A 20,577-nucleotide genomic window follows, 5' to 3' on the forward strand; every position below is an offset into this window, starting at 1 on the left:
ATGACGATTCACGACACACTGATCATCGGTGCCGGCTTCACCGGGCTGGGTGCCGCCATCAAACTCACCCAGGCCGGCGTCGAGGACATCGTCATCGTCGAGCGCAGCGACCGAGTCGGCGGGACCTGGCGGGATAACACCTATCCCGGTGTGGCCTGCGATATCCCGTCGCTGCTGTACTCGTTCTCGTTCGTCAAGAATCCGTCCTGGTCGCGTGCCTACCCCACCGGCAGCGAGATCTGCGCACATATCGAGGACCTGACCGATCAGTTCGGTCTGCGGCGGCTCATCCGGTTCGACACCGAGATCACCGGGCTTTCGTTTGCCGAGGACACCGGAGTGTGGACGGCAATGACCAAGGGCCGCAAGCAGTTCCATGCCCGCACCGTTGTGCTGGCCTCGGGCCCGCTGGCCGACCACACGTTGCCCGACATCCGAGGTATCGACACCTTTGGCGGACATAAGATTCACAGCGCCGACTGGGATCACGATTATGATTTCGCCGGCAAACGCGTCGCGGTGATCGGCACCGGTGCCAGTGCCGTGCAGATCGTGCCCGAACTGGTCAAGACAGCCGAGTTCGTCAAGGTTTTCCAGCGCACCCCCGGTTGGGTCCTGCCCCGGCTGGACACCACGATGCCCACGGCAGTGCAGTCGCTGTTTGCGAAAGTTCCTGCCACCCAGGACTTTGCGCGCCAAGTCCTGTTCTGGACACACGAGGCCAGCGCGACCGCGCTGGTATGGAAATCTCCGTTGTCCTCGGTGGTGGCCCGGCTCGGCAAGGCGCACCTGCGCCGGACAGTCGCCGACCCATGGTTACGGCGCCAACTCACCCCGGATTTCACGCCCGGCTGCAAGCGCATGCTGGTGTCCAGTGACTATTATCCTGCGCTGCAACGGGATAACTGCAAGCTGATCGACTGGCCGATCGCCACGCTCAGCCCGGTGGGCATCCGCACCAGCGACGGCGTCGAACATCACCTGGATGCCATCGTCTTCGCCACCGGATACGACGTGCACCTGTCCGGTCCACCGTTTCCCGTCACCGGCCTAGACGGTCGGTCGCTTCAGCAGGAATGGTCCGGGCATGCCGAGGCCCACAAGAGCATCAGCGCGCACGGCTACCCGAATCTGTTCTTCATGAGCGGACCGAACTCCGGCCCAGGACACAACTCGCTACTGGTTTTCGTCGAGGGCCAGCTGGACTATCTGGTCGCAGGCGTCAGCGCGATCCTCGACGAGGACCTGCGTTACCTCGACGTCCGCGAGGACGTTCAGCGCGAGTACAACGCCGCCATCCAGCATCGGCTCAAGCGGACCACCTGGATGTCGGGCTGCAGCAGCTGGTATCTGACCGCGGACGGATTCAACGCGTCGATGTACCCGGGGTTCGCGACGCAGTATCTTCGACAGATGCGCGACTTCCGCTATGAGGACTACACGGCCATCGCCCGCAGTGTCGATCGACGCGCTGCTCGCGTCCCGGCCCGGCGAGCCTGACCGAATCACCGAACCGGCGCGCATGATGTCCTCCGCCAAACCGCCTCGACCGCCAACCGGTCCGATCGGCAGCATTCTGGCCAATCTGCGCCGAGCCCCACAACGGGTGCGTCGGGGCTCGCGCGACGTCATCGAGAACGCGGTCTCCCAGCTTTTCGACGCCGCCGTGCGCGCCCCGCACGCCGAAGCGGCTGCGGCATCAGGTGAATACCGGATCGACGACCTGGCCCGGTTGGCCGGTTCCACCACCCGCAATGTGCGGGTGTACCGCGACCGGGGGCTGCTTCACCCCCCGTTACGCGTCGGACGAATCGCGCTGTACAACGACACGCACCTGACCCGGCTGCGGCTGATCACCTCGATGCTGGACCGCGGTTACAACATCTCCCACGTCCACGAAATGCTCAGCGCATGGGAGCAGGGCAAGGATCTGGGCGCGGTGCTGGGTCTTGAGTCGGCGATCGTCGGGACCTGGGCCGCGGAGAAACCCGAAACCATGGCGCGGGCCGACGCCGAGCAACTGATCGACGATCCGGCCGCGTTCGAGCGGCTGATCGCGACGGGACTCATCCGGGTCGACGATGACGAGCAGACGGCGACCATCATCCGGCCGCAGCTCATCGAGGCCTTCAACGAGATCCGCGGCTACGGCATCAGCATCGACAAGCTGATCGAGATCCACGAACAGATCGCCCCACATCTGGACGAGATCAGCGGCATCCTGGTCCGGGCCGGCGCCGAACATGCCCTCAAACGCATCAAACCCGGCGAATCACTGCCGGACGACACCGAAGTCGCCGAGTTGATCACCATGCTGGTCCGGTTCCGCACCCAGGCCGTGGCGTCGGTGACGGCGACGCTGGCTCATTCGATCGAGTCCACCATCGAATCGCTGGTCGGCCAGCTATTGTCCGATTTCATCGAACAGTCCAACGACCCAGCAGCGGACTAGGCCTAGGAGCGGTGGCCGTCACCTGAGTGCCACAGCCTCAACACGCTGTCGTGGAACTCGGCGACTCGAGTTGCCCGCATTGCAGCGAAAACTGCCATAGTGCTGGCCAAGATTCGCTCGGTAGGTGGGCAATTCGACAACTGACTCCGCCCGCGCGACTGCAGGCGGACAGCTACTCCCACTCGATGGTGCCCGGCGGCTTGCTGGTGATATCCAGCACGACCCGGTTGACCTCGGGCACCTCATTGGCGATCCGGGTCGAAATGCGTTCCAGCACTTCATAAGGCACGCGCGTCCAGTCGGCGGTCATCGCGTCCTCGCTGGAAACCGGCCGCAGCACGATCGGATGCCCGTAGGTGCGGCCATCACCTTGGACGCCGACCGAGCGGACATCGGCCAGCAGTACCACCGGGCACTGCCAGATCTGCGCGTCCTGGCCGGCCAACGTCAGCTCCTCACGAGCGATCACATCCGCCCGGCGCAGGGTGTCGAGGCGCTCCGCGGTGACCTCACCGACGATGCGAATGCCCAGGCCCGGCCCCGGGAAGGGTTGGCGCCCAACGATATCCTCGGGTAGGCCGAGTTCCCGCCCGACCGCACGCACCTCATCTTTGAACAACAACCGCAGCGGCTCGACGAGTTTGAATTTCAGGTCCGCAGGCAGCCCGCCCACATTGTGGTGACTCTTGATATTCGCGGTGCCGGTACCGCCGCCGGACTCCACCACGTCGGGATACAGCGTGCCCTGCACCAGGAATTCCGTCTCGGCGGACTCCTCGCCGTCGCTGTCGTGCATCGCGTCGCGGACCGCACCCTCGAAAGCGCGAATGAATTCGCGGCCGATGATCTTGCGCTTGCCCTCGGGGTTGGTCACGCCGGCCAGCGCGTTGAGGAAGGTGGTTTCGGCATCGACGGTGACCAGCTTGGCCCCGGTTGCCGCGACGAAATCGCGCTGCACCTGCTCACGTTCACCGGCCCGCAGCAGTCCGTGGTCGACGAACACGCACGTCAACCGGTCTCCAATGGCCTTCTGCACCAGCGCCGCCGCCACGGCGGAGTCCACTCCGCCGGACAGCCCGCAGATGGCGTAACCGTCACCGATCTGAGCCCGCACCTGCTCGACGAGCGCATCGGCGATGTTGGCAGGCGTCCAGGTGGCGTCGATACCGGCGAATTCGTGCAGGAATCGGCTGAGCACCTGCTGCCCGTGCGGGGTGTGCATCACCTCGGGGTGGTACTGCACGCCAGCCAACTGGCGCGCCCGGTTCTCGAACGCCGCGACCGGTGCACCCGTGCTGGTGGCTACCACGTCAAATCCGTTGGGCGCCACGGTGACCGCGTCACCGTGACTCATCCAGACCGGCTGGGTCTCTGGCAGACCGGAATGCAGTTCGCCACCAACGACATTGAGCTCGGTGCGGCCGTATTCACTGGTGCCGGTGTGGGCCACCGTTCCCCCGAGGGCCTGCGCCATCGCCTGGAAGCCGTAGCAGATACCGAACACCGGGATGCCGAGGTCGAACAGCGCGGGATCGAGCTGCGGAGCGCCGTCGGCATAGACGCTGGCCGGGCCACCGGACAGCACCACCGCCTGCGGGTCCTTGGCCTTGATCTCCTCCACCGTCATGGTATGTGGGATGACCTCGGAGAACACCCGCGCCTCGCGGACGCGCCGCGCGATCAGCTGGGCGTATTGCGCGCCGAAGTCGATGACAAGGACAGGGCGGGGTGATCCGGATTCCACTGACCCAGTCTAGTGGCGGCGGCATCAGTCGCGGCCAGGCGCCAACCACCGGGTGCGAAAAGGCCTACCCCGCCGACGTGACCGGGGTGATCGGCAGCCGTCGTAGAGCAGCGGGTGCATCCGCGGGCACTACCGGATGTTCGGGCGCAATCGGAGCCAACCGCCGATAGGGCTGGCCCTGCGCGGGCCGCTCGTCGACCTGACCTTTGTTGGGCCACAACGACGCCGCGCGCTCGGCCTGGGCGGTGATGCTCAGCGACGGGTTCACTCCGAGGTTCGCCGAGATTGCCGCGCCGTCCATTACCGACAGGGTCGGATAGTTGTGTACCCGCTGGTACGGGTCGATGACCCCACGCTCTGGGGTCTCGCCTATCGCGGCACCGCCGAGGAAATGCGCAGTCAGCGGGATATTGAACAGCTCACCCCAGGTACCCCCGGCCACACCGTCGATCTTCTCGGCGATGCGCCGTGTGACCTCGTTGCCCGCCGGGATCCACGTCGGGTTCGGCTCGCCGTGGCCCTGCTTGCTGTCGAGCATGCGAAAGCCCAGCTTGGTCTTGCGGGTGAATGTGGTGATGGAGTTGTCGAGGTTCTGCATGACCAGCGCGATCATGGTGCGCTCGCTCCAGCGCCGCGGGTTCAGTAGCCGCAGCGTGCCCTTCGGGTCGCTCTCGGCGTTCCGGAACAACTGCTTCCACCTCGGCACGTCGGTGCCTTGCGGTCCGGCGCCATCGGTCATCAACGTCTGCAACAATCCCATCGCGTTGGACCCCTTGCCGTAGCGGCAAGGCTCAACGTGGGTGTCGCTCGTCGGGTGGATCGACGAGGTGATGGCTACGCCATGGGTGAGGTCAAGGTCATCGGATACCGCCAGCCTGCCCGCCCCGACGATCGACTCCGAGTTGGTCCGGGTGAGCACACCGAGCTTGTCGGAGAGGTCTGCCAGCCGGCCGGTGTCGCGCATCTTGAACAGCAGCTTCTGCGTGCCATAGGTGCCTGCCGCGAGGATCACGTGGCGCGCGGTGAACGTCTTACGCCGGCGGCGCAATTTGCTACCCGTGCGCGCGGTACGCACCTCCCACAGCCCGTCGCCGCGCTGCTGAAAGCTCTTCACCATGGTGAGCGGATGGACCTGTGCGCCAGCAGTTTCCGCTAACCCCAGGTAATTCTTGAGCAAGGTGTTCTTGGCGCCGAACCGGCAACCGGTCATACACGATCCACACTCCAGGCATCCGGTCCGCGCGGGCCCCGCACCGCCGAAGTACGGGTCGGGCACGGTCTTACCCGGGGTCTTCTCGCCGTCCGGGCCGAAGAACACCCCGACCGGCGTCTGCACAAACGTGTCACCGACCCCCATGTCGTCGGCGACTTCCTTCATGATCCGATCGGCATCGGTGAACGTCGGATTCGTCACGACGCCGAGCATCCGCTGCGCCTGGTCGTAATGCGGCATCAGCTCGCCCCGCCAGTCGGTGATGTCTTTCCACTGCGGGTCGTTGAAGAACGGGTCCGGCGGCACGTAGAGCGTGTTGGCGTAGTTGAGCGACCCACCACCGACACCAGCGCCGGCCAGGATCATCACGTTGCGCAGTAGATGGATGCGCTGAATGCCGTACATGCCGAACTGTGGCGCCCAGAGGAACTTGCGCAGATTCCATGAGGTCTTGGCGAAATCGGGGTCTTCGTAGCGTCGGCCCGCCTCAAGCACGCCGACGCGATAGCCCTTCTCCGTCAGCCGCAGCGCACTGACACTGCCGCCGAATCCCGAGCCGATGATGAGGACGTCATAGTCAGGCTCCATCACGCCATTATGAACTTACTGGCGGGTAACAAGCTAGAAAGGTAGACCTAAGTTCGGGTTCCCGTTCCTCCCGCGAGCAGTCGCAAAGTACCCCCGACATGCCGATCGATAAGGGTCTTTTCCGTCTGCTCGCGCCAGAAAACTAGGAACCGACAGCCAGTCCGACTTTCTGGAATTCCTTGAGGTCGCAGTAGCCGGCCTTGGCCATCGAGCGGCGCAAACCACCCACCAGGTTCAGCGTGCCGAACGGGTCATCGGATGGGCCGTTGAGCACCTGTCGCAGCGACGGCCGCTCCCCCAGCGCGATCTGCAGCAGGGCTCCGCGCGGCAGCGACGGGTGCGCCGCGGCCGACGGCCAGAACCAGCCATCGCCGAGCGCCTCTGCCGAGGCCGCGAGCGGGGTGCCGAGCACGACGGCGTCGGCGCCGCAGGCGATGGCCTTGGCCAGTTCACCGGAGGTGTGGATATCGCCATCAGCCAGCACGTGCACGTAGCGGCCGCCGGTCTCGTCGAGGTACTCACGTCTGGCGGCGGCGGCGTCGGCGATGGCGGTGGCCATCGGCACACTGATCCCGAGTACCTCATCGCTGGTGGTGACGCCGGAGGTGGATCCGTAGCCGACGATCACCCCGGCGGCGCCGGTCCGCATCAGATGCAGGGCGGTCCGGTGGTCGAGCACACCGCCGGCCACCACCGGAACATCCAGTTCGGAGATGAAGGTCTTGAGGTTGAGCGGCTCACCGTTGGAGGCCACGCGTTCGGCGGAGATGATCGACCCCTGGATCACCAGCAGATCGAGACCCGCCGCGACCAGAGTCGGTGTCAGCGCCTGGGCATTCTGCGGGCTGACCCGCACGGCGGTGGTCACCCCGGCCTCGCGGATCCGGGCCACCGCTGCACCGAGCAGTTCGGGGTCCACCGGGGCGGCATGGAACTGCTGGAGCAGCCGGATCGCCGCTGACGGTTCATCGGACGCCGCCGCAGCCTCTACAACCTGTGCGACCTTGGCTTCGACGTCGGCATGCCTGCCGATCAGACCTTCACCGTTGAGTACGCCGAGACCGCCGAGGCGGCCCAGTTCGATGGCGAACTCCGGTGAGACCAGCGCATCGGTGGGGTGGCTCAGGACGGGGATGTCGAACCGGTAGGCGTCGAGCTGCCAGGTTGTCGACACATCCTGGCTCGACCTGGTGCGCCGGGACGGCACGATGTTGATGTCGTCGAGCTCATAGGTACGACGGGCTTCCCTGCCCATGCCAATTTCAACCGTGTCGCGCACGGGGCAGTCTCCTCTTCGCGCAGGCGCTCATCGACGACAGTCTCCTAGCGCGAGTAATAGTTCGGCGCTTCGGCAGTCATCGTGATGTCGTGCGGATGGCTCTCTTTGAGACCCGCAGCGGTAATCCGAACGAACTGCGCCTGCTGCAACGCTTCGATGGTTGCCGCACCGGTATACCCCATTGCGGCACGCAGGCCACCGGTTAGCTGGTGAATCACCGTCGAAAGGGGGCCACGGAACGGGACCCGGCCTTCGATGCCCTCGGGGACGAGCTTGTCTTCGGAGAGCACGTCGTCCTGGAAGTAACGGTCCTTGGAGAAACTGCCGCGGATATTTCCGGCGGCGCCGCGACCCTGCATGGCTCCCAGCGAGCCCATGCCGCGGTAGCTCTTGAACTGCTTGCCGTTGACCAGGATCAACTCGCCAGGGGCTTCGGCGGTACCGGCCAGCAACGAGCCGAGCATGGCTGTCGATGCACCGGCGGCCAGTGCCTTGGCGATATCGCCCGAGTACTGCAGGCCGCCGTCGGCGATGACTGGCACACCATGCGCCTGGCAGGCCGCGACCGCTTCAAGGATGGCGGTGATCTGCGGCGCCCCGACTCCGGCGACCACGCGGGTGGTGCAGATCGAACCCGGTCCGACCCCCACCTTGACTGCGTCGGCGCCGGCCTCGACCAGGGCCAGGGCACCCGAGCGGGTGGCGACGTTGCCGCCGACGACCTCGACCCGTTCGCCGGCTTCGGCTTTGAGCTTGCCCACCATGTCGAGCACGAGCCGGTTGTGGGCGTGCGCGGTATCGACGATGAGCACGTCGACTCCGGCATCCACCAACGACATCGAGCGCACCCAGGCGTCCTCACCGACACCGACCGCGGCACCGACGAGCAGACGACCGTCGCTGTCCTTGGTGGCGAAGGGGTGCTGTTCGGTCTTGACGAAATCTTTGACGGTGATCAGCCCGGTCAGCCGCCCGTGACCGTCCACGATCGGCAGCTTCTCGATCTTGTTGCGGCGCAACAAACCGAGCGCAGCATCGGCAGTGACACCTTCGCGTGCGGTGATCAACGGGGCCTTGGTCATGACTTCGGCGACAGGCTTGTTCTGATCGACTTCGAACCGCATGTCGCGGTTGGTAATAATGCCCACCAGCGCGCCGGAACTGTCGACGACCGGCAGGCCGGAGATCCGGAACCGGGCACACATCGCGTCGACCTCGGCCAACGTGTTGTTGGGCGAACAGGTGACCGGATCGGTGACCATGCCCGCCTCGGACCGTTTGACGGTCTCGACCTGGCCGGCCTGCTCGGCGACCGGAAGGTTGCGATGCAAGACCCCCATGCCGCCCGCTCTGGCCATCGCGATCGCCATCCGCGATTCGGTCACGGTGTCCATTGCCGAGCTGACCAGCGGCACGTTGAGGCGAATCCTCTTGGTCACCTGGCTGGAGGTGTCGGCAGTCGCAGGCACCACATCGGAGGCGGCGGGAAGCAACAGCACATCGTCGAAGGTCAGACCCAGCATTGCGATCTTGTGCGGATCATCCCCGCCGGTCAGGACGGCGTCGTCAAGGAACGCGCTTGGGCGCGTACTGACGACGGTGCCGGCACTGCCTTCGGCGTCGAACAAAGGTCGAGACATCGGTGGGGCCTCCATCAAGCACGCCTAAAAAAATCAAGCCCCACAAACGAGCGGAGCGAATACCCCATCCTATCGGCTGCGCCGACGATTCCGGGCCCACCGGCACCGCGTTCGCGCCCGGAGGACACGACCTTGGACAGAAGAGGTGCAGCTAGCGCGATTCCGGCGCGGCTGAGTACTGTAGAGACGTGCGCGACCACCTCCCACCGGGTTTGCCGCCCGACCCCTTCGCTGACGACCCCTGTGACCCGTCTGCAGCCTTGGATGCGATCGAGCCTGGGCAACCGCTCGATCCTCAAGAGCGCTCAGCGGTGGAGGCCGACCTCGCCGACCTCGCGGTCTACGAAGCGTTGTTGGCACACAAGGGAATTCGCGGATTGGTGGTGTGCTGCGATGAATGCCAGCAAGACCACTACCACGACTGGGACATGCTGCGGGCAAACCTTTTGCAACTGCTGGTCGACGGAACTGTGCGGCCCCACGAGCCGGCGTACGACCCCGAACCAGACTCCTATGTCACGTGGGACTACTGCCGCGGTTATGCCGACGCCTCGCTCAATGAGGCCGCCACCGAAAGTGACGGATATCGCTGACGGCCGAACGGCCCGCTAGCCCCCGCCGAGTAACGGCAATTGCAGTACCGGCCGAGGCATCGTCGTCGTGGCCAGGTCCGGTGCTTGCTGCGGCACCGTCGAAGTGGCGGGCGCCGCTGGGGCTTCCACAGTCTGCGATTCCGCGGCACGAGGTGATGCGGGGACCGTGGTCGTGGTGGTCACGACAGCACTTTGAGATGAGGACGCCGGCGGCGCAGTCGTGGTGGTCACGACCTGTGGAGCCTCAGACGTCGGGGCTGTCGATGCAGGAGCCGACGATGACGGTGTCGCCGACGCCGACGGTGGCACCGACGATGTCACGGTGGGTGCCACGGTCGTGGTGGTCGGCGCTGACGGGCTGACCGAAGCCGGCGCCGGGGCGTTGGCGGTCTGCTGCGGGGCGGGTCCCGCCGACGGCGCCCCCGGCGACGGGAACAACGACGGCAGCGTCATGGACGGCAGCGTCTCCGGCAAGGTCGGCAACGTAAACGACGGCAGCGTCTCCGGCAAGGTCGGCAACGTAAACGACGGCAAGTTGTCCGGCAGCGACGGCAGAGTCTCCGGCAAGGTCGGCAACGTAAACGACGGCAAGTTGTCCGGCAGCGACGGCAGAGTCTCCGGCAGCGACGGCAGCGATTCGGGGAACGACGGAAGCGTGAGCTGCTCCAGTGGGCCCGGCGCCGCGCTCGGCGGCACGGTGGCCGCCGGATCTTGCTGATCGACCTTGACGGCCAGCTGATTCCACTGATCGATCAGATCCTGTTTGCGCGCCGTGTCGTCGACCGATTGCACCGAGGTGCTGACCGATGCCAGTTTCTCCTGGGCCTGCTGCCAGTCGCCGTTGTCGATCAGCGTCTGCACCTGCGCCATCTCCTGCTGGGCAGCGAGAGCGACGCGGTCATCGCGCACTGTCTGCGGCTCGCCGAGGAGCGAGGTGCGCAGTCCGTACAGCGGGTCGCCGGGACCTGCGCCGCTGACGACGGCGCCGAAACCGCCGATGCACAACACCGCGGCCGCGAGGGACGCGACGATGGTCAAGCCGCGATGCCCGCCACGCTTGGACGGCATCGAGTTGACCCCGTCCCGCAACGCCGCCGCCGCTTCCCGCTCGGTGATGAGTGAGCCCGCCGGCGGCCGCCGGACGTCGTCGCGCCAATCGGCGAGCAGGGCGAACAGTTCCGCTTCACCGGCGTCGCCGGGCTGGACGCGGTGCTCGTTGGCGATCGCGTCCAGCAGTTGATCGGTACGGGCGATGGCGTCCAGCGAATCATCGCCGGTTGAGCGTCTGCCGAAATCAGCCACGGTCGTATCCCGTCGCGACGGCCTCGGTCTTCAACCGCGCCAGAGCTCGGTGCTGAGCCACCCGCACAGCACCGGCAGTGCTACCGACAGCGTCAGCGGTCTCCTCGGCAGAGAGTCCGACGACGACGCGAAGGATGAGGATCTCGCGCTGCTTTTCAGGCAGTACCTGCAATAGCGCATTCATCCGGTCCCCTGCGTCGGTGTTGATCGCGAGCTGCTCGGGACCGGCTTCATTGGAGGATCGTTCCGGGACTACCTCGGTGGGCTCGGCACGGTTACGGCCTGCCGCGCGGTGCGCGTCAGCTACCTTGTGCGCGGCGATGCCGTACACGAAGGCCAGGAACGGTCGTCCCTGATCTTGGTAGCGGGGCAGCGCCATCATGGCGGCCAAGCAGACCTCCTGAGCCACGTCGTCAGCTGAAAGACCACTGCGTTCCGCGGTTCCGACGCGAGCTCGGCAATACCGAACCACAACGGGGCGGATAGTCTCCAGCACTTCCCGGAGCGCATCTCGATCCCCTGCCACCGCGTCAGCAACGACAGCGTCCAGACGTTCTCCTGGAATTGTCATCGGCGGCGATATCTCCAACGTTACGAATCCAACGTTACGAACCGGACACATCCCGGCGGTGCGGCAAAGTAAACGATAGCGGCAGAGTGTCCCAACGCCGGTCAGCGACCGCTCCACACCCCGCCGCGTCGCCGCACAGTCTCGGCCGTTTCGTCTCTGATGGCCTGCACCTTCTGAACTGTGTAGGTGACGCTTCCTATTCCGGAAAGGAGGCTGGCCAGCGCCCATTGCAGAGGGATGAGGCCACACCGGTAGGTCGCCACCAAGGCGGCGTCAGCGACATTCCTGGCTTCATCCACTTCCCCTGAACTACACAGCGCGGCGGCCAGCACGACGTTGCTCTTGACTTGGTGGCGTGCCGAACATCCTGGAATATCCGCCAACTCCACGCCGCGGCGTGCGTGCCGGACGGCGGCCGCGCCGTCGCCGGTGGACATGGCGAGCTCCGCGCTGACCCAGGCCAGCCGGACGGGAAGGCGGGCCGGCACCGTATTCACGTCTGCGCCAGAGAGCGCCGTGCGAGCGTGGCCCAACAACGCCGACGAGGCAGCGAATCTGCCCACTCCGAGGGCGTCGGCGGCCAGGCCCACCAGCGCGTCCTGGCGCGCCTCGGTGTGCTCCCCTGCCAACGCCAGGGCGCGGCCGTCCCAGCTTCGCGCCTCTCGATGCCAACCCAGCTGCCGCAACAGTGAACCGTGCGTGCTGCACGCGAGAGAGGCCAGCGGGCCGTGTGGATGCTCTCTGCGTAGGGCTGACAGCTCCGTGTGGGCGCTGGCATAGCGCCCCTGCCCGCCTGCCGCCACCGCGCGCAGCCAACGCTCGGTCGGCGTTGTGGCTGCCGGGAGGGGCCAATGTGCCGGGTCGCCGCCGAAGGCAGCCGCGTATAGCGTTGTCATGGCACTGCCGAAACTCTCCGAATGGACAGGTTTGCTCACCGTCGGCGACGTTATCAACCAAGCCCCAACAGATTTGACGCGGGCAATAGTTAACAGTTCATCGTCGTGAGGTTACGGACAGATCAACTACCTAGTGATCCGTAGGAAATCCCTGATCGCCGTCGGCGAAGGTGAGCTGCGGATATACCCGATCCCTCGACCCACCGCGGTCCGTCCTACCACCGAACACCTCGTGAAACTCGCTCAAGGATGAACGTGATGTAAATTCTCACGCTGCGGTTATGTCATTCAGCACATATGTAGCCTATTGACGGAGTTTCCTGCGCACCCCTACTTTGTCTTCACGAGTAGTCATCGGCGACAGCGCTCGGATCGGTTCCAATACTCACGCGATGTCAATCATGCGCGGGGAGAGGGGTTTTCCAAATGCCACAGCCGCAGCAACTACCCGGCCCGAACGCCGACATCTGGGATTGGCAGATGTCTGGACTTTGCCGGGGCGTCGATTCCGCCATGTTTTTCCACCCCGACGGCGAACGCGGCCGCGCCCGTGCACAGCGTGAGATGCGCGCGAAGGAAATGTGCCGACGCTGCCCGGTAATCGCACAGTGCAGGTCACATGCCTTGGCAGTCGGCGAGCCCTACGGCATCTGGGGCGGACTGTCCGAGTCCGAGCGTGAACTTTTGCTGAAACGGGGCATTCGCCGCACGGCCTAGCCCTATCTGCAGTCATCCGAGTAGTCGTCCAAGCCGACAAACGAGGCCCATCCCGCGCGGCGGGGTGGGCCTCTTTTGGTCGCCGAGCCCAGCGCGAAGACGGTTCGTCATCGGTACGCCTTCGTAACACGCCGGCAATAAGCTTCTCTGACACTAGTGGTCAGACCACCCGATGACCGGAGGACCTGATATGAGCGACGGATTTGTAGCCCGCAACGCGTTGTGGACCGAGGAGCAGCGCGACCACGCCGAAAAGGTCGTCGCGCAGGCCCAAGAGCTGGAGCTGCGTCAGATCCGTATCGCGTGGAGCGATCAGCACGGCATCCTGCGAGGCAAGACCGTAGAAATGGGGCACTTCCTGTCCACGCTGCGCGAGGGCAAGGATTTCCAGACCGCGACATTGATCTTCGACACCACCAACAACCCGGTGGTCGCACCCTTCGGCGCGTCGGCGCTCGGCGACCCACGAATGACCGGATTGCCCGACGGCGTGCTGGTGCCTGACCCGACGACGTTCAAGATCCTGCCCTGGCTCGACAAGACCGGCTGGATTCTGTGCGATCTCTACTACCAGTCCGGTGAGCGGGTGCCCTTCGATACCCGCGGGGTGCTGCAGACGCAGTTGCAGCGACTGGCGGCCGACGGGTTCGAGTTTGTCGCAGGCATCGAATTGGAGTGCTACATCACCCGGCTGGTCGATCCCAAGCTGAGCTTCGCCGACTCCGGCTACCCGCCGGCACCACCGGAAGTGATGGCGGTCGCACACGGCTTTCAATACCTGACAGAGAACCGCGGCGACGAGATGGATCCGATCCTCGGGGTGCTGCGCGACAACCTGGTCGCACTTGGGTTCCCGCTGGCGACTGTCGAAGACGAGTGGGGGCCAAGCCAAGTCGAGTTCACCTTCGATCCGATGGTGGGGTCGGCGGCGGCCGATGCGGCGGTGCTGATCCGTGGCACCATCAAACAGTTGTGCCGCCGCAACGGCTACCACGCCACCTTCATGGCCCGCCCAAGTTTCCCCAATGCCTTTTCCAGTGGCTGGCATCTGCATCAGTCACTGCGCACCGCGAACAGCCCGAACGCTTTCGCCGCCAACGACAACGAGCTGCTGTCCCCCACCGGAATGCAATACATGGGCGGCCTGCTCGAGCACGCGCTGTCCTGTTCAGTGCTCACCACGCCGACGATCAACGGCTACAAGCGATTCCGACCCGACTCGTTCGCACCGGATCGGGTGGCCTGGGCCGAGGAGAATCGCGGTGCGTTGATCCGGGTGGCAGGCAGCCGAGGAGATTCCACCACTCACCTGGAGAACCGGATCGGCGAGCCCGCGGCCAATCCATACCTGTATCTGGCGTCCCAGATCGTCAGCGGCCGAGATGGCTTGCGGCACAATACCGACCCGGGACCGTCGGCCGATGAGCCCTATCTGGCTGACGCGCCGGCTCTGCATGCCACCCTGGAATCGGCCGTGACCGCTTTCGAAAGCAGCGACCTGTTACGCGCCGAGTTCGGCGAAGCATTCGTCAACTACCTCACTGCCATCAAACGCCACGAGGTGGCCCGCTTCAACGCCTACGTCACCGATTGGGAACAGCGCGAGTACTTCGAGGTCTACTGATGATGACCGCAACTCACCGCAACGACGCGGCTGTCATCGCCCGGCACCACAGCACCGAACCGCACCCGGAACAAACACTCACCGTCGGGGCGGCGCAACTTGGTGGGCCCTGGCTCAATCCGGCGGCTCGACTGGAAAAAGTCACCGCCTACACCGAGCTCGCTGCCCGCGAGGGCTGCGATCTGGTGGCGTTCCCCGAGACCTATCTCAGCGGTTATCCGTTCTGGCTGCCGCGCACCGGCGGGGCGCGGTTCAACGATCCGGACCAAAAGGCCTGCTACGCCTACTATCTGGACTCGGCCATCGAGGTTCCCGGGGAGCAGATCAGCCACATCCAAACCCTGGCCGCCGATCTCGCGATCACGATCGTCGTCGGCGCCACCGAACGAGGCATCGGCAACGGACACGGTTCCACCTACTGCTCGGTGTTGACGTTTGATCCCAGCGCTGGGCTGGTCGGGCATCACCGCAAGCTGGTCCCCACCTACGACGAACGGCTGGTCTGGGCCAACGGTGACGGTGCGGGGCTGCGTACCCACGCAGTGGCAGCCGCCCGGATCGGCGCGTTGAACTGCTGGGAGAACTGGATGCCCTCAGCCCGCCAAGCGCTGTACGCCGGTGGCGAAGACCTTCACATCAGTATCTGGCCCGGCACCACCGATCTGACCACCGACATCACTCGATTCGTCGCGCTCGAAGGCCGCGTCTTCAGCGTCGCGGTCTCTGGTCTGCTGCACGCCGACGACGTCCCCGACGACTTCCCACTCGCCGTGGAACTGCGGGCACATTGCGCCACAACGCCGTTCAACGGTGGATCGGCCGTGGCCGGCCCCGATGGGCGCTGGCTGATCGAACCGGTACCCGACACCGAAGGGCTCATCATCGCCGAACTGGATCTCCGCGCGGTGGCCCGGGAGCGCCTCACCTTCGACCCCACCGGCCATTACAGCCGGCCAGACGTTTTCACCAATATCGTGCGCCGCGACCGTCAGAGTGCGGTGACCTTTACCGACGACGCGAGTGATCAGCGGTAATCTATGCCGAACGACCGAATATCTGTGCGACGGGATGTCCATGCCGAGCTCTGCTGCCAAGCGCACTGCCCTGCGCCCCGTGAGCCGCAAACCCATCTACGAGCAGGTCAGCGACCAACTGCGCGAGTTTATCGACGTCAACGAGCTGCAGCCCGGCGATCGCCTGATGACCGAACGCGAACTGGCACAACAGCTATCTGTGGGCCGATCCTCCATCCGTGAGGCGATCACCGCGCTGCGCGCCCAGGGCATCGTCGACGTCCGTCACGGTGAGGGCATTTATCTGCTGCGCCGCCCCGAGGACTTGATTTCCTCGCTGGCCGCCGAACTGATCGAGACCCACGCCGACCACCCCTATATCTGGGAGACCCGCCAAGCCTTGGAAACGCAGTGCGCACGACTTGCTGCGGCGCGGGCCGATCAAGCCGACCTCAACACAATCGGGGCCGCACTCACTCAGATGGCCGCTGAAATCGCCGACGGGAAGCCTGGTTTGGAGGGTGATCGTCGGTTCCACATGGGTGTCGCGGCCGCCTCACACAATCCGGTTCTGATCGAGCTTCTCAAGGGCATCCGCGGTCCACTGGACCGCACCTCGGAGACCTCGCTGACCCGCACCGGCCAACCGGAACGATCGCTCGCCGACCACCACGCCATCCTGGCCGCGATCACCGCGGGCACACCAGCCCAAGCAGCCGACGAGATGTTGCGGCACTTGGTCAGCACCTGCGACGGTCTTCTCGACGATTCGCGTCATCCGACCGTCTGAGCGCTGAGAGATCAGTGCGCGCGGCGGGCCGGTAGACGGCGTCGCCGGACCTTCCACGAGCTCCATTCACCCAAGGTGACTCCGGCCGCCAGTGCGCTCCCGATGGCGATCGCGCTCAGGACCGAGGCAAACCCGACGGCGTGCTGGTCGTTGAGAATCGCGTAGATCCCGTGCAGCAGTGCCAGGCCAGGCAGCAGCGGCACGATGCCCGCTATCGACACCACCAGTGGCGGCGCGAGATTGCGGCGCTCCATCAGCCGACCGACCAGCCCGATGGGCACCGCCGCGATGAACGATGCCACCACGACGCCCAAGCCCAGGCCCTGGGTCAGAAGAAATGCGATGGTGCCCGCCGCACCACCGAATGCCGCAGCCACCGCCGCGGTCCGTTCGGCATAGCAGGCCAGTGCGTAGGCCGCCGCGCTGGCAGCGCCGAACGCGACACGCGCAGGGAACTCGGCCAGTGCGGGCGGCGCCTCGGCACTGATGGCGACGAACGGCGCCCCGAAGCGGTTGGCCAGGTGTAGGACCAGCGCCACACCGGCGATCGTCGCGGCAGTCATCATGACCAGCTCGAAGAACCGTCCCGCTGCGGTGACCGGAGCACCGGTGATGACATCACCGACTGAACCCACCAGCGAGAGTCCGGCGAGCAGGACGACGAGGCCGGCCGCAATCGCCACCGTGGGTTCGAATTGCAGCCCCAGCTTGGGGCTGAGCCAGTAGAGCACCAGCGGAGGCGCGGTCGCGATCGCTCCGCCGACCGCATATTGAAAGAAGAACGGCAGTCCGTGCCGGTTGAGCCGCCGATTGACCCGGTCGATCGTCATGGCGCTCAGCGCGCTGACCAAACACGCCAACAGACCGGCGCCCAGTGTTCCCGCCGTGGCGAACGCCAGCGCACCCCAGGCGAGGGTGGCGACCCAACGCTTGTAGGGGTGCGGCGCGGTGATGATGGCGTCGAGCTCGTCGCGGGCCTTAGTCGAGGACACCTCACCGCGGCGAATACGAGCGATGAGACGGTCAACTGCCGCCAGTCGACTGAAGTCCATCGACCGGGACCGCACGGTGTACAGCGTGGTGGCCGCAGGTGAGGTCGGTCCACGGTAGGCGGCGACGTGGATCGTGGTGTTGATGACGTCGACTTCGCAGCGCTCGATACCGTACGCGGCGGCGATGGCCGTCACCTGCTCCATCGTGGCGGTCGCCGGCATCCCCGACGCCATCAGGATGGCGCCGATATTGCCGGCCAGATCGAGCACCTCCCCGACACGCGCCTGGTAGGCGGCGTCGAGGGCCGCGCTGTCCGATTTCGCCATCCGGGGCAGGCCGCCGGTCGGCGGGTCGGTTTCCCGAACTATCCGGTTCAATATCTCGCGTTGACGTGCCCGCCAAGGCTGGCCCGCACGATCGCGGGTCACCTCCATCACACTTCCTCCTGCTCACTGACGGACTCTTACTGTCCGCCAATACTTTTCGTATTTGCTCGCTTACCCGTGGCCGGGCCGCACGCAGCGGCCCACGCAAAAAGGGCGGTAAGGAGTAAAACCAATTTTACTCCTGGCAATTCCGTGTTTCGGCCATCTGTCCCGTGAGACTCCGCACACCGGTCACACGCCGAGCGGGGTCCCCATGAATCGCCGGGGTTCTACAAGAACAGCGTGTCGTCGTCGGACTGCGCCACGGAGTAGCCAAGGTCCTCAAGGATGCCGAGTTCGACCGGACTGAGTGAATAGGCCACCCCGTATGCGGTGGCGTGGCTCATCACGTCGCCCACACCGTCGAGGTGCGCAATCGAGCCACCGTCGAAATAGCTCGGTGTGTACAGCGGCACCAACCCGCCGTAGGCAGCTACGGCGTTGGCTCCGCCGAAGTACAAGCCGCCGTTGCCGCCGGTGATATTCGGATCGAAGGCGCTGTTCCACAACCCAGTGCTTCCGATTGCATGCGTGCCGCTGCTGGTGACGATGAATTCGTCATACCCCGTCCACGGCTGGCCACCGACGTAGGGGTCACTCGGGGCGCCCGTGTTGTTGAAGCCCGCCGCCCGCACCCACGACGTAAATCCCAGGCTGTGCAGCAATTCATGCAGTGCCACCGTTTGGAAGTCGATCTCATCGTTGGCCACGACCCCGTCGTAGTCCCAGTTGTAGCCGAAGTTCCAGGTGATGGAACCATCAGCGGACTCGAAGTTGGCGTCGTAACCGGTCAGAATCTTGTCCTGGACGACGGTGTTGTTGAAGACGGCGGTGTCATAGATAGGGCTCCCGGCAGTGGCCAGAATTCCCGACCCCGGCGAGTACTGGGCTGTGACGCCGTAGGTGATCCGCACCGGGGTGGTCACCACGATGTAGGACGCCAGGTCCCGCGCGGCCCCCTCCAGGGCTCCGCGCGCCTCGGGCGTCCAGTATTCCGAACTGCCGTAAAGGAATTGGAAGATCACCTGCGGCTTCCCGACAGCGTTCTGGAAGACGGTGACCGCTGCGTCGGTGCTCGGCGACCGGAGCAGGTCGAACAAGTTGACGTGCAGCCCGGTATCCGTTGCTGCCACAGTGAAGGCGTCCATCCCGTCGAAGCTGTCTCCGGGGGTGTAGGTGTAGGTGCCGTCCGAGTGGATCACGACGGTGCCGCCGACGGGCCCATCGAGCAACCGGTATTCGATCGGGTCGCCTTCGGGATCGACCGCGCCGATGGTGCCGGTGATCAGCCCGTCCTGCTTTCCGCCGATTTCCACCGGGTTCACCGTGGGCGCCTCGTTGAAGAAAGTGCGACGGATCAGTAACACCACCCCGTCGAGCAGATCCTCAATGGGGTTCGCCGACCCGGGCAGTGCGGTGTCCGTCAACGGTTGGGGCGCTGCCACGGCGGCCGCGGCCTCGGCGGGGGCGCTGTCTATCCGCCGCGTCGCGGCGCGGCGGGCGGGTTTGACGTCGCCCGCCGAACGAGGAGGCGCAATCTGAACCTTGCGGTGGATCTCAGAACCCCGCGGCGCGGACGGCGAACGCTTGGCCTTATTGGCCGCTCCGCTGACCGCCTTGGCCGGACCCGCCGACACCGAGTGAGTATCAGCATCACCGGTATCGGCGCCAGCAATGCCCATTACCTGCGGCCCCGCCCACAAGACACCGGCCACACATGCCGCTGCGCCGACATGTATCCCGCACCTGACAACCGACATCGGACCCCCCGTTTTCGCCCAGTCCCGCCAACTGTCACCCCTGTGGACGATTGACGACAAGGTAACCGACAGTTGGGGCCGCCGCGTCGGTTTGCGAGCCCCGGAGTTAGCCCCGGCGAGCCCCCACCAGTCGGACGATGAGGTAGACGACGCCACCGACGACGGCCACCACCCCCAACCATGGCAGCATCAGTCCGAATAGCAGCACCAGGTTTCCGACGACGGAAACCAGTGCGTCCCAGCCTTGTTCGATGTGCCCGACAAAACCCTGGTACTGCTTGGGCGCCGGTCCGCCGATCGTCTCCGCCACGAAGGTGACATCGATGGTGCTGTATTCGATGCGGTCACCGAGCGCGTCGCGCTGCGCACGCAGGCTGTCCAGATCGGCCTGGCGCTGCGAGAGTGCGCTCTCCGCGGCGATCAGCGCCTCGGAGTCCTTCGCGTCACGCATGATGGCCAGAAGGCGATCGACCGACGTCTGCAGGGCTTTGATTCTGGCGTCCAGATCGACCCGTTGCGCCGTGACATCCTCGGATCTGGTCTCCGCGGTCTGCACCGCCCCCAGAGTCTTCAGCTCCCGCACCACCCCGTCGAGCTTCGCCACCGGAACGCGCAGCACCACCGAAGTGCGCGCCAGTCCCCGCTCAGAACCCGCATCCTCGCTGCGGCTGTCGACCCGGCCATCGGAGTTCTCCACCATGACGGCCGCCTTGTCCGCGGCCTCAGAGGTATCGGCAACCGTGATGGTCATCGACGCGGTCTTCACAACGTCGCGCGCCACGTCTTGCACCGGCAGTGGCCCACTCTCGGGTGGGGCGGCCGGTGCATCGGCGGTGACGCCCTCCTTGAAACCGGATGCGGGCGCGCTATCGGAGGCAGACGGCCCCGAACAGGCCGTCAGGACGCCAAGCACCGCAATGCCGGCAATCGCCAACCTGGACCACCTGCTGCGCAACGTGCACGGAGTTCCGCTCATA

The 20,577-nt window shown here is 65.4% G+C and carries 17 protein-coding genes; 7 read left to right on the plus strand and 10 right to left on the minus strand.

Annotated features, from left to right (window positions below):
* Together ADBZ9O_RS26745 and ADBZ9O_RS26750 are read left to right on the plus strand one after the other, a co-directional pair.
* A complete protein-coding gene (locus ADBZ9O_RS26745) occupies positions 1 to 1,500 on the plus strand; it encodes a flavin-containing monooxygenase (protein WP_526526158.1) in 1,500 nt (499 codons plus the stop codon).
* Between the two features lie 25 nt (positions 1,501 to 1,525).
* Positions 1,526 to 2,452 carry a MerR family transcriptional regulator gene (locus tag ADBZ9O_RS26750; RefSeq protein WP_526533536.1) on the plus strand — a complete coding sequence of 309 codons (927 nt, stop codon included), beginning with the start codon at positions 1,526 to 1,528 and terminating at the stop codon, positions 2,450 to 2,452.
* Between the two features lie 172 nt (positions 2,453 to 2,624).
* Here ADBZ9O_RS26750 and guaA read toward each other — a convergent pair whose 3' ends face one another.
* The 4 genes from guaA to guaB all read right to left on the minus strand — a co-directional run bounded on the left by guaA (position 2,625) and on the right by guaB (position 8,916).
* Positions 2,625 to 4,196 carry a glutamine-hydrolyzing GMP synthase gene (guaA, locus tag ADBZ9O_RS26755; RefSeq protein ID WP_526526160.1) on the minus strand — a complete coding sequence of 524 codons (1,572 nt, stop codon included), beginning with the start codon at positions 4,194 to 4,196 and terminating at the stop codon, positions 2,625 to 2,627.
* Between the two features lie 64 nt (positions 4,197 to 4,260).
* Complete coding sequence (locus ADBZ9O_RS26760) at positions 4,261 to 5,997, minus strand: GMC oxidoreductase (RefSeq protein WP_526526161.1); 1,737 nt, start codon at positions 5,995 to 5,997, stop codon at positions 4,261 to 4,263.
* A gap of 142 nt (positions 5,998 to 6,139) precedes the next feature.
* A complete protein-coding gene (locus ADBZ9O_RS26765) occupies positions 6,140 to 7,252 on the minus strand; it encodes a GuaB3 family IMP dehydrogenase-related protein (RefSeq protein WP_526533538.1) in 1,113 nt (370 codons plus the stop codon).
* A gap of 68 nt (positions 7,253 to 7,320) precedes the next feature.
* On the minus strand, positions 7,321 to 8,916 hold the full coding sequence (guaB, locus tag ADBZ9O_RS26770) for an IMP dehydrogenase (protein WP_526526162.1): 1,596 nt from the start codon (positions 8,914 to 8,916) through the stop codon (positions 7,321 to 7,323).
* Between the two features lie 188 nt (positions 8,917 to 9,104).
* Between guaB and ADBZ9O_RS26775 the strand changes: the two genes are divergently transcribed.
* Positions 9,105 to 9,509: a DUF5319 family protein gene (locus ADBZ9O_RS26775; protein WP_526526163.1), complete on the plus strand. Its 405-nt coding sequence runs from the start codon at positions 9,105 to 9,107 to the stop codon at positions 9,507 to 9,509.
* 15 nt (positions 9,510 to 9,524) lie between these two features.
* Here ADBZ9O_RS26775 and ADBZ9O_RS26780 read toward each other — a convergent pair whose 3' ends face one another.
* The 3 genes from ADBZ9O_RS26780 to ADBZ9O_RS26790 form a co-directional block, all read right to left on the minus strand.
* On the minus strand, positions 9,525 to 10,811 hold the full coding sequence (locus ADBZ9O_RS26780) for an anti-sigma-D factor RsdA (protein ID WP_526526165.1): 1,287 nt from the start codon (positions 10,809 to 10,811) through the stop codon (positions 9,525 to 9,527).
* Complete coding sequence (locus ADBZ9O_RS26785; RefSeq protein ID WP_526526167.1) at positions 10,804 to 11,382, minus strand: RNA polymerase sigma factor; 579 nt, start codon at positions 11,380 to 11,382, stop codon at positions 10,804 to 10,806. The genes ADBZ9O_RS26780 and ADBZ9O_RS26785 overlap by 8 nt, the downstream gene beginning before the upstream one ends.
* A gap of 101 nt (positions 11,383 to 11,483) precedes the next feature.
* Complete coding sequence (locus ADBZ9O_RS26790; RefSeq protein ID WP_526533540.1) at positions 11,484 to 12,278, minus strand: hypothetical protein; 795 nt, start codon at positions 12,276 to 12,278, stop codon at positions 11,484 to 11,486.
* A gap of 426 nt (positions 12,279 to 12,704) precedes the next feature.
* Between ADBZ9O_RS26790 and ADBZ9O_RS26795 the strand changes: the two genes are divergently transcribed.
* The 4 genes from ADBZ9O_RS26795 to ADBZ9O_RS26810 all read left to right on the plus strand — a co-directional run bounded on the left by ADBZ9O_RS26795 (position 12,705) and on the right by ADBZ9O_RS26810 (position 16,422).
* Positions 12,705 to 12,995 (plus strand): WhiB family transcriptional regulator, encoded by a 291-nt coding sequence (locus ADBZ9O_RS26795; RefSeq protein WP_526526168.1) that lies wholly within the window; start codon positions 12,705 to 12,707, stop codon positions 12,993 to 12,995.
* A 190-nt stretch (positions 12,996 to 13,185) separates the two neighbouring features.
* On the plus strand, positions 13,186 to 14,619 hold the full coding sequence (locus ADBZ9O_RS26800; protein WP_526526170.1) for a glutamine synthetase family protein: 1,434 nt from the start codon (positions 13,186 to 13,188) through the stop codon (positions 14,617 to 14,619).
* Positions 14,619 to 15,653: a carbon-nitrogen hydrolase family protein gene (locus ADBZ9O_RS26805; protein ID WP_526526171.1), complete on the plus strand. Its 1,035-nt coding sequence runs from the start codon at positions 14,619 to 14,621 to the stop codon at positions 15,651 to 15,653. Before ADBZ9O_RS26800 ends, ADBZ9O_RS26805 begins: the two co-directional genes overlap by 1 nt.
* 79 nt (positions 15,654 to 15,732) lie before the next feature.
* A complete protein-coding gene (locus tag ADBZ9O_RS26810) occupies positions 15,733 to 16,422 on the plus strand; it encodes a FadR/GntR family transcriptional regulator (RefSeq protein WP_526526173.1) in 690 nt (229 codons plus the stop codon).
* 11 nt (positions 16,423 to 16,433) lie between these two features.
* Here the strand turns inward: ADBZ9O_RS26810 and ADBZ9O_RS26815 are convergent, their stop codons facing one another.
* The 3 genes from ADBZ9O_RS26815 to ADBZ9O_RS26825 form a co-directional block, all read right to left on the minus strand.
* Complete coding sequence (locus ADBZ9O_RS26815; RefSeq protein WP_526526174.1) at positions 16,434 to 17,849, minus strand: threonine/serine exporter family protein; 1,416 nt, start codon at positions 17,847 to 17,849, stop codon at positions 16,434 to 16,436.
* Between the two features lie 221 nt (positions 17,850 to 18,070).
* Entirely contained in the window at positions 18,071 to 19,600 is a 1,530-nt protein-coding gene (locus tag ADBZ9O_RS26820) for an Ig-like domain-containing protein (protein ID WP_526526175.1), read from the minus strand.
* Positions 19,601 to 19,706: 106 nt separating this feature from the next.
* Positions 19,707 to 20,576 carry a DUF4349 domain-containing protein gene (locus ADBZ9O_RS26825; protein ID WP_526526176.1) on the minus strand — a complete coding sequence of 290 codons (870 nt, stop codon included), beginning with the start codon at positions 20,574 to 20,576 and terminating at the stop codon, positions 19,707 to 19,709.
* Between the last annotated feature and the right edge of the window lies 1 nt (position 20,577).

The sequence above is a fragment of the Mycobacterium sp. genome (assembly GCF_965229105.1).
Classification (GTDB): Bacteria; Actinomycetota; Actinomycetes; order Mycobacteriales; family Mycobacteriaceae; genus Mycobacterium.